At 63.6% G+C, this 7497-nt stretch carries 7 protein-coding genes and 1 pseudogene; all 8 read left to right on the top strand.

The window, feature by feature from the left end:
• The first annotated feature begins 1582 nt into the window (after positions 1–1582).
• The gene (locus tag X741_RS136615) at positions 1583–1774 is read left to right on the top strand and encodes a hypothetical protein (protein ID WP_023781001.1); all 192 of its coding nucleotides are present in this window, start codon (positions 1583–1585) and stop codon (positions 1772–1774) included.
• The gene (locus X741_RS136620; RefSeq protein WP_023781000.1) at positions 1771–2814 is read left to right on the top strand and encodes a DNA methyltransferase; all 1044 of its coding nucleotides are present in this window, start codon (positions 1771–1773) and stop codon (positions 2812–2814) included. Before X741_RS136615 ends, X741_RS136620 begins: the two co-directional genes overlap by 4 nt.
• A complete protein-coding gene (locus X741_RS136625; protein WP_023780999.1) occupies positions 2814–3152 on the top strand; it encodes a hypothetical protein in 339 nt (112 codons plus the stop codon). The genes X741_RS136620 and X741_RS136625 overlap by 1 nt, the downstream gene beginning before the upstream one ends.
• A gap of 4 nt (positions 3153–3156) precedes the next feature.
• A complete protein-coding gene (locus X741_RS136630; RefSeq protein WP_023780998.1) occupies positions 3157–3444 on the top strand; it encodes a hypothetical protein in 288 nt (95 codons plus the stop codon).
• 3 nt (positions 3445–3447) lie between these two features.
• A pseudogene (locus X741_RS1000000171365) lies at positions 3448–3816 on the top strand (hypothetical protein); the annotation flags it as partial.
• Positions 3817–4109: 293 nt separating this feature from the next.
• Positions 4110–4982, top strand: coding sequence for a phage/plasmid primase, P4 family (locus X741_RS136635; protein ID WP_023780996.1), 873 nt, complete (start codon positions 4110–4112; stop codon positions 4980–4982).
• Between the two features lie 30 nt (positions 4983–5012).
• Positions 5013–5429, top strand: coding sequence for a hypothetical protein (locus X741_RS136640; protein WP_023780995.1), 417 nt, complete (start codon positions 5013–5015; stop codon positions 5427–5429).
• A gap of 50 nt (positions 5430–5479) precedes the next feature.
• Positions 5480–6100 carry a DNA cytosine methyltransferase gene (locus X741_RS136645; RefSeq protein ID WP_023780994.1) on the top strand — a complete coding sequence of 207 codons (621 nt, stop codon included), beginning with the start codon at positions 5480–5482 and terminating at the stop codon, positions 6098–6100.
• Positions 6101–7497: the final 1397 nt, after the last annotated feature.

The raw sequence follows: 7497 nt of genomic DNA, 5'->3' as shown, positions 1-7497 counted from the left end.
TTGCCGCAGGCACATGACCAGCGCCACCAGGCAGGTGGCGGCATGACGCTGCAGGCCTATCACGATTTCCTCGCGCAGAAGCGCGTCGCCGATGTCGCCAGCGGGCTGGTGACGCTGCCGGAACTGCCGGATTTTCTCTTTCCGCACCAGCGCGACATCGTGCGCTGGTCTCTCAGGCGGGGCAGGGCGGCGATCTTCGCCGGCACCGGTCTGGGCAAAACCTTGATGGAGCTGGTCTGGGCGCGCGTCGTGTCCAACCATACCGGTCGGCCGGTGCTGCTGTTCGCGCCGCTGGCGGTCGGGCCGCAGCATGAGGACGAGGCAAAAAAATACGGACTGTCGGCTAAGGTGGTGACGCGCGACGGCGTCGTCGACGAAACCGCGATCACCAATTACCAGAAGCTCGACCTGTTCAACCTCGCCAACTATGGCGGCATCGCGCTCGACGAAAGCTCGATCCTGAAAAGCTTCGACGGCCACTACCGCAACCGGCTGATCGAGATCGCCAAGCCGATCCCGTTCCGCCTTGCCGCCACCGCGACGCCGGCGCCGAATGACTTCATGGAGCTTGGCAGCCATGCCGAGTTTCTGGGCGTGATGTCCTACTTCTCGATGCTGGCGACGTTCTTCACCCATGACGGGTCGGAAACGCGCAACTGGCGGCTGAAGGGCCATGCCGAGAATGATTTCTGGGCATGGATGGCGTCATGGGCGGTGATGCTGCGAAAGCCGTCCGACCTCGGCTATTCCGACGACGGGTATGAGCTGCCGCCGCTGACCAAACGACTGCATGTCGTCGAGACCGGCTCGCATTGGGAAGACGCCGGGCAGTTTTCGCTGCTGCCTGTCGCGGCCAAGACGATGCAGGAGCGCAACCACGCGCGCAAGTCGACGATCGAGCATCGCATTGCCCGCGCCGTGGCGCTGACGCCGGCCGATGAAACCTTCGTCTGGTGGGGCAACCTCAACGCCGAGACCGAGGGCGTCACCAAGGCCATCCCCGGCGCCGTCGAGGTGCGCGGCAGCGACCATGACGATTACAAGGAAGAGAAAATCAAGGCGTTCGGCCAGGGCAAGATCCGAGTGCTGGTAACCAAGCCGACGATCTGCGGCTTCGGCATGAACTGGCAGCACTGCCACCGCACCGGCTTCGTCGGCCTCAACGACAGTTTCGAGCAGGTCTACCAGGCGATCCGCCGCTTCTGGCGGTTCGNACCGCACCGGCTTCGTCGGCCTCAACGACAGTTTCGAGCAGGTCTACCAGGCGATCCGCCGCTTCTGGCGGTTCGGGCAGAAGATGCCGGTGACTGCCGACTTCATCGCCGCCGACACCGAAGGCGCTGTGGTCGCCAACCAGGACCGCAAGGAAGCCGACGCCGAACGCATGGCAGCCGCGATGGTGCGCCACATGGCCGATCTGTCGTCGGTCGCGGTGCGGGGTGCTGCGCTGGAGCGTCACGACTACCAGCCGAAACAGAAGTTGCGGCTGCCGGCTTGGGAGGAATTCGCATGACCATCACGCCGCGTGAAATGCAGGNCAGCCGAAACAGAAGTTGCGGCTGCCGGCTTGGGAGGAATTCGCATGACCATCACGCCGCGTGAAATGCAGGTTCTGGAAATGGTGGCAGGAAAGCGCCCTTGGGCAGAGTGGGGCGCATGGCTCGGGGCCTGCCTTGATGCTTTGCGCGGTTCTGGATTGATCACCGACTATATCGGCTCCCAACCGTCGCTCACAGATGCTGGTCGCGCCGTCCTGCAAGGCGGCGCCGCATGAAAAAGCTTCCCGCCATCAAAGCCGTCGACCAGGACGTCACCGACCGCTACGCCATCTATCAGGGCGACAGCTGCGAGCTGATCCGGGCGGTGCCGGGCGACAGCGTGCAGTTCGGCGTGCATTCGCCGCCCTTTGAAGGCCTGTATAAATTCTCCGGCTCGGATCGCGATCTGTCGAATTCCGAGGGCAAGACCTTCTGGCAGCACTACCAGTTCCTGATTTCGGAAATGCTGCGCATCACCATGCCCGGGCGCATCCAGGCGGTGCATGTCATGCAGCTGCCGACCTCGAAGCGGCGCGACGGCTTCATCGGCATGCGCGACTTTCGCGGCGAGGTCATTCGCGCCTGGCAGGATGCCGGCTGGCATTTCCATTCCGAGGTCTGCATCTGGAAGGATGCCGTGGTGGCGCAGGCGCGGTCGAAGTCGCATCGGCTCAACCACAAGCAGGTGGTGAAGGACTCGACCATTTCGGGGCAGGCGCTGGCCGACTATATCGTCGCCTTCCGCAAGCCGGGCGACAATCCCGAGCCGGTGGCCGGTGCGCTGAAACGCTATGTCGGCGAGGGCGCCGGGCCGGACTATGCCAAATTCACCACCGACAATGACAGCCGCAACTGGTTTTCGATCGAGGTCTGGCAGCGCTATGCCTCGCCGGTGTGGATGGACATCCGGCAATCCCGCACCCTGCAATACCTGACGGCGAAGGATGCCGGCGACGAGGCGCATATCGCGCCGCTGCAGCTCGACGTCATCGAGCGCTGCATCGACCTGTGGTCCAACCCCGGCGACATCGTCTTCACGCCGTTCCTCGGCATCGGCTCGGAAGTCTGGGCGGCGGTGCAGTCGGGCCGGCGCGGCCTCGGCTTCGAGCTGAAGGACAAGTACTTTCGCCAGGCGCGCATCAACATGACGCGCGAAACATCGGCGGTTTCGGCTGACGCGCTCGCCGGATTGGAGCGCGGCACGGGGCCGGAAGCGGCTTCCGACGCGCCGCTGCACGACGACGAGGCGGTTGACGATCTGGAGGCCGTTTCCTGATGGCGCGCCTAGACGCCTGCCTGGAATGCGGCGAGCCGTTCGAATGGGCGAGCGGTCGCGAGTTCTGCGCGCCAAAATGCCGGAAAGACTGGAACAACCGCCGCATGAAGCGCGGCGCCGAGCTTTACGACCTCTACATGGCGCACCGTTTCGACCGCTCGACGGCGCAACAGCTGCGCGTGTTTCAGGCGATCAACCGCATGGCGTCGAATTTCCGCCAGGAGGATCGCACCGAGCGCGCCGGCCGGCAGTCCTGGCGACGGCCAGGGGTGGTGCTGGAGGAACGGCCCTATCTGCGCAGCGTGACGACGCGCGTGCGCATGGGGCGGATGGGGTAGGGGAATGGCACAAGACAACATCGATTTTGCCGCCCGTATCAAGGAAGTGATGGAGGAAGGCGAACAAGATGGGGCGGCCTGCGGCTGGCGCGCATGCACCGGTTGCCATGAAACAAATGAAGGCGCCGAAACGGGATACTTTCCGTATAGCAAAATGTTTGGCTGCTATGTCGGTTCCGGGTGCCATGAGTGTGGCGGACTTGGCGTCGTCTGGGAATATATCTCGGCATCTCATCTCGATGACATGATCCGGTCCCTCAATTCGCCGCAAGGCGAGGCTTCGGCGACCTGACGCATGCAGGAGGATGACGACTTTCAGCCGGATTTTCCGGACGACGATCTGCCGCCAGAAGGCGATGATCCGACGCCCGATCGGTTGCTGCTCGCGGCCTGCGCTGCCGAGCCGGAAACCGATATCGGCAATGGCCGCCGGTTGCGTCGCCGCTTCGGCGACTTGGCGAAGGAGCATGCGGGCGCGGCCAGTCACATCGCCATCTGCGTGGCGCATATCGGCTGGCATGTCTTCGACGGCAAGCGCTGGAAGGAAGACGAGGACGGCTCGCTGATCCGCCAGCTGGCGCACAGAACAGCCGAGTTGATCCGCAAGGAAGCCGGCATCATCGAGCCGAGCGACGACGAGCATGCCGTCATCGCCGCCGGCGAAGTGGCGATGGAAGCGCTGGCGCGGATGGAAGCCGACAAGGGCAAGCGGTTGCCGGACATTGGCGCTCTGGCGCGCAAGCGCGACTACGAGATGGCGGTCGAGGCGGCCAAGCGCATCGTTGACCAGCTCGGCGCCCGCATCGGCTCGCGTCGCCGCCACGCCAAGTCGACGGCCGGATCGTCGAAGCTCAACAACCTGCTCGCCGAGGGCCAGCCCTACATGGCGCGCAAGGNGCCAAGTCGACGGCCGGATCGTCGAAGCTCAACAACCTGCTCGCCGAGGGCCAGCCCTACATGGCGCGCAAGGTGCAGGATCTCAACACCGACCGCTACAGCGTCAACTGCCGCAACGGCACGATCGAATTCCACCAGATCGAGGTCGAGGACGAGGAGAGCGATCCCGAGGATCCGCGTTTCCTGACCCGCTGGCAGGCGCGCCTGCGCGAGCACCGCCAGGGCGATTTCAACACCAAGATGGTCGAGGCCGATTGGGACGCCGACGCAAAGCTAGAAATGCCGGAATTCCGCAAGTTTCTCATGAAGGTGCAGCCCGACCAGTCGATCCGGGCCTTCCTGAAACGCTTCTGCGGCTATCTCCTGACCGGGCTGACGATCGAACAGGTGATGCTGTTCTTCTATGGCGCCGGCCGCAACGGCAAGTCGACCTTCGTCGACCTCTTGTGCTTCATCATGGGTGACTATGCGGTGACGCTGTCGATCGACAGCTTTTCCGGCGACAACAAGCGCGGCGGCGGCGAGGCGACGCCGGATCTCGCCCGGCTGCCCGGCGCGCGGCTGGTGGCGGCATCCGAGCCGGAAGCCGGGGTCAAGCTCAAGGACGCGCTGATCAAGACGCTGACCGGCGGCGAGAAGATCCCGGTACGCCGCCTGCACAAGGACTTCTTCGAGGTCGACCCGCATTTCAAGATCGTGCTGTCGGGCAACCACAAGCCGCGCATCGACGATGATTCGGACGGCATCTGGCGTCGCCTGCTGCTGGTGCCATGGACGGTGCAGATCGCCGAGGGCGACACCGACCGCGCGCTTCCTAGAAAGCTGCGGGCCGAGGCCGGCGCGGTCTTCGCTTGGATGGTCGAGGGCGCCGTCGAATATCTCAATCACGGGCTGGAGATCCCCGAGGGCGTGCGCGCGGCGTCGAACGAATAACGCCAGGAAAGCGACGCCATCGGCANTTGGATGGTCGAGGGCGCCGTCGAATATCTCAATCACGGGCTGGAGATCCCCGAGGGCGTGCGCGCGGCGTCGAACGAATACCGCCAGGAAAGCGACGCCATCGGCACCTTCATCCGCATGGCCTGCCATGTCACCGGCAACCCCGACGACAAGGAAAAGCCGATCGACCTCTATCACGCCTTCGAAAAGTTCGCGGCGTCCGAAGGCGTCTTCGCCTTCAACCGCTCGACCTTCGAAAAGCGCTTCGCCAAGTCGGCCGAGCGGAGCTTCGAGGGGCCGGACGGACAGATGAAGCAGTTCCAGAAGGCGCGCTCGAACGGCGAGACCTTCTATCGCGGCATCGGCATCAGGATCGAATGGCAGTCGCAGGGCGGCGACCACGGACAACAGCCCGGCGGCTATGGGGAGGATGGGCGGTGACGCGTAAACCTCGCGCCCTGGATCTGTTCTGCTGTGCTGGCGGTGCCGGCATGGGCTTGCATCGCGCTGGCTTTGATGTGGTTGGCGTCGATATCCGGCCGCAGCCTCGCTATCCGTTCGAGTTTCACCAAGCCGATGCGATCACCTTCCCGCTCGACGGGTTTGACTTCATCTGGGCATCGCCGCCATGTCAGGCGCACACGTCGATGAAAACAATGCCGGACGCTCGACCGCATCCGGATCTGATCCCGGCCACGCGGTCGCGCCTGGTGGCTTCTGGCGCGCTTTATTGCATCGAAAACGTCGTCGGCGCTCCGCTGATCAACCCGTTCAAGTTGTGCGGCAGCATGTTCGCGCTGGGTGTGTCTGGCGCCGAACTGCGGCGCCACCGAAACTTTGAAACGAATTTTGTCGACCGCTCCCGTCCTGACCTCGATCTGCCTTGCGCGCATGGTCATTGGGGCAACCGAACGATTGGCATCTACGGAGAGGGCGCCAGGGATAGTCGGCGCAAGTTCGACAAGACCATTCCCGAATTCACCGTGGTCGAAGCGCGCATTGCCATGGGCATCGACTGGATGACGATCGCCGAACTGTGCGAGGCGATCCCGCCGGCATACTTCGAATTCATCGGACGGATAGCGGCACGCAAAATGCGCGAGGCCGCATGATGCGTTCTTTTCCCTTGTCCCCTTGGTCAGGCTTCGCGCTGCGATGGCTGACATCGCGTCTGTCGGCACTCTTTCGCAGTGCCGCTAGTGCCGATCCGCCATCCTCGCCGCGTCATCGACACTGCCAAAGGGATAGGGAAATCAGCAAGTTGTGCCGGAAGTGCAGCAAGTGCAGGTGTTTTCGATGTGCCGCATGTGAGGACTTAGCCAAGGGGATAGGGGCAAGCGGCTTCTGTCTTATGCGTTATCGGCGATTGCCTGCACTTCCTGCACTTGCGTGTTCTTGATCGTTAATTTGCTCGCGAAAGCAAGGGTTTATTCTACTCGAACGAAAGTGCAGATGATGAAAAACAGTGCCGATAGTGCCGAAATGGGCTTTGTGACCAGCAAGAACCGCCCGTTGAGCCGCAATGCGCAGGGGAAGCGCAGCGGGCCGGTCGAGGATGTCATCGCCTGGGCGTGGCGCGACGAGTTGCCGAAGGTGCCGAGGCGGCAGGACGGGCCGATGGCGATGGCCGGCGGATGGGACAGCACCGGGCGTTTCGCCGAACTGCTGTCGCTGGTCGACGCGTTCGGCGTCAACGCCTTCGGTGCGGTGCCGGACTTTTCCGCCGACAGCTGGCCGTGCGAGGATGCGCAGGCGATCGGCGATGCGGTGATGGCGCTCGACGACTATGCGCTGGACCTACCCGAGGACTGGCGCCCGGCGCCCGAGCTTGACCGCTTCGCCGGCCTTGGCGCCAAGGCGGTCAGCGATGCATGGCGGCGCATGACCAGCGATGACGGGCAGGGCAGGGTGACGCTCCGGCTGAAGCCGTCCGAACTGATCATCCGCCGCGCGGTGATGGGCTGGGATGTTGAGGCGATGCAGCTCGACGATACGACCGAACAGTTCGAGGCATTCGGCAATGGGCAGGAGAAGTGGTTTGTGGCGAGGACGGTCGACACCATAGTCGGCACCAATCCTGATGGTAGCGACAGGACAGAGCCGCATCGTGTCGAGCTGAACGGATGGAACTCCAAGTCGCGTCGCCCGGACCCTGATGCCTATCGTAAGCCTTACCTTGATCCCGATCCGGTCAACGCCATCATCGCCAGGGCCGAGCATGAGATATGGNCGTAAGCCTTACCTTGATCCCGATCCGGTCAACGCCATCATCGCCAGGGCCGAGCATGAGATATGGCTGTCATCACTGGCCATGGTGTTCGACGCTGTCGCGCACCAGATGCAGGATGTGGTCATGCTGCCCTGCACCATACCCGCCGCACCATGGCTGACGCCTATGCCCACGTCGCGCGTACTGCCCGATCTCGTCGGCAATGCCGTGCTGCTCAAGGCACAGCAGGACAGGGCCGATGCAGCCATGGCCCTGCGCTTCCCCTCATGGTTCAAGCTG

The organism is Mesorhizobium sp. LNHC221B00, from assembly GCF_000502935.1.
GTDB classification, from domain to species: domain Bacteria; phylum Pseudomonadota; class Alphaproteobacteria; order Rhizobiales; family Rhizobiaceae; genus Mesorhizobium; species Mesorhizobium opportunistum.
The sequence above is the reverse complement of the archived record's forward strand: the minus strand, read 5'-3'. Positions and strand labels throughout refer to the sequence as shown.

Bases quoted from the DNA above. Each gene is read 5' to 3' on its own strand.
- X741_RS136625 (WP_023780999.1), top strand. From the start codon at position 2,814: ATGGCGCGCCTAGACGCCTGCCTGGAATGCGGCGAGCCGTTCGAATGG.
- X741_RS136630 (WP_023780998.1), top strand. From the start codon at position 3,157: ATGGCACAAGACAACATCGATTTTGCCGCCCGTATCAAGGAAGTGATG.
- X741_RS136640 (WP_023780995.1), top strand. From the start codon at position 5,013: ATGGTCGAGGGCGCCGTCGAATATCTCAATCACGGGCTGGAGATCCCC.
- X741_RS136635 (WP_023780996.1), top strand. From the start codon at position 4,110: ATGGCGCGCAAGGTGCAGGATCTCAACACCGACCGCTACAGCGTCAAC.
- X741_RS136615 (WP_023781001.1), top strand. From the start codon at position 1,583: ATGACCATCACGCCGCGTGAAATGCAGGTTCTGGAAATGGTGGCAGGA.
- X741_RS136645 (WP_023780994.1), top strand. From the start codon at position 5,480: ATGGGCTTGCATCGCGCTGGCTTTGATGTGGTTGGCGTCGATATCCGG.
- X741_RS136620 (WP_023781000.1), top strand. From the start codon at position 1,771: ATGAAAAAGCTTCCCGCCATCAAAGCCGTCGACCAGGACGTCACCGAC.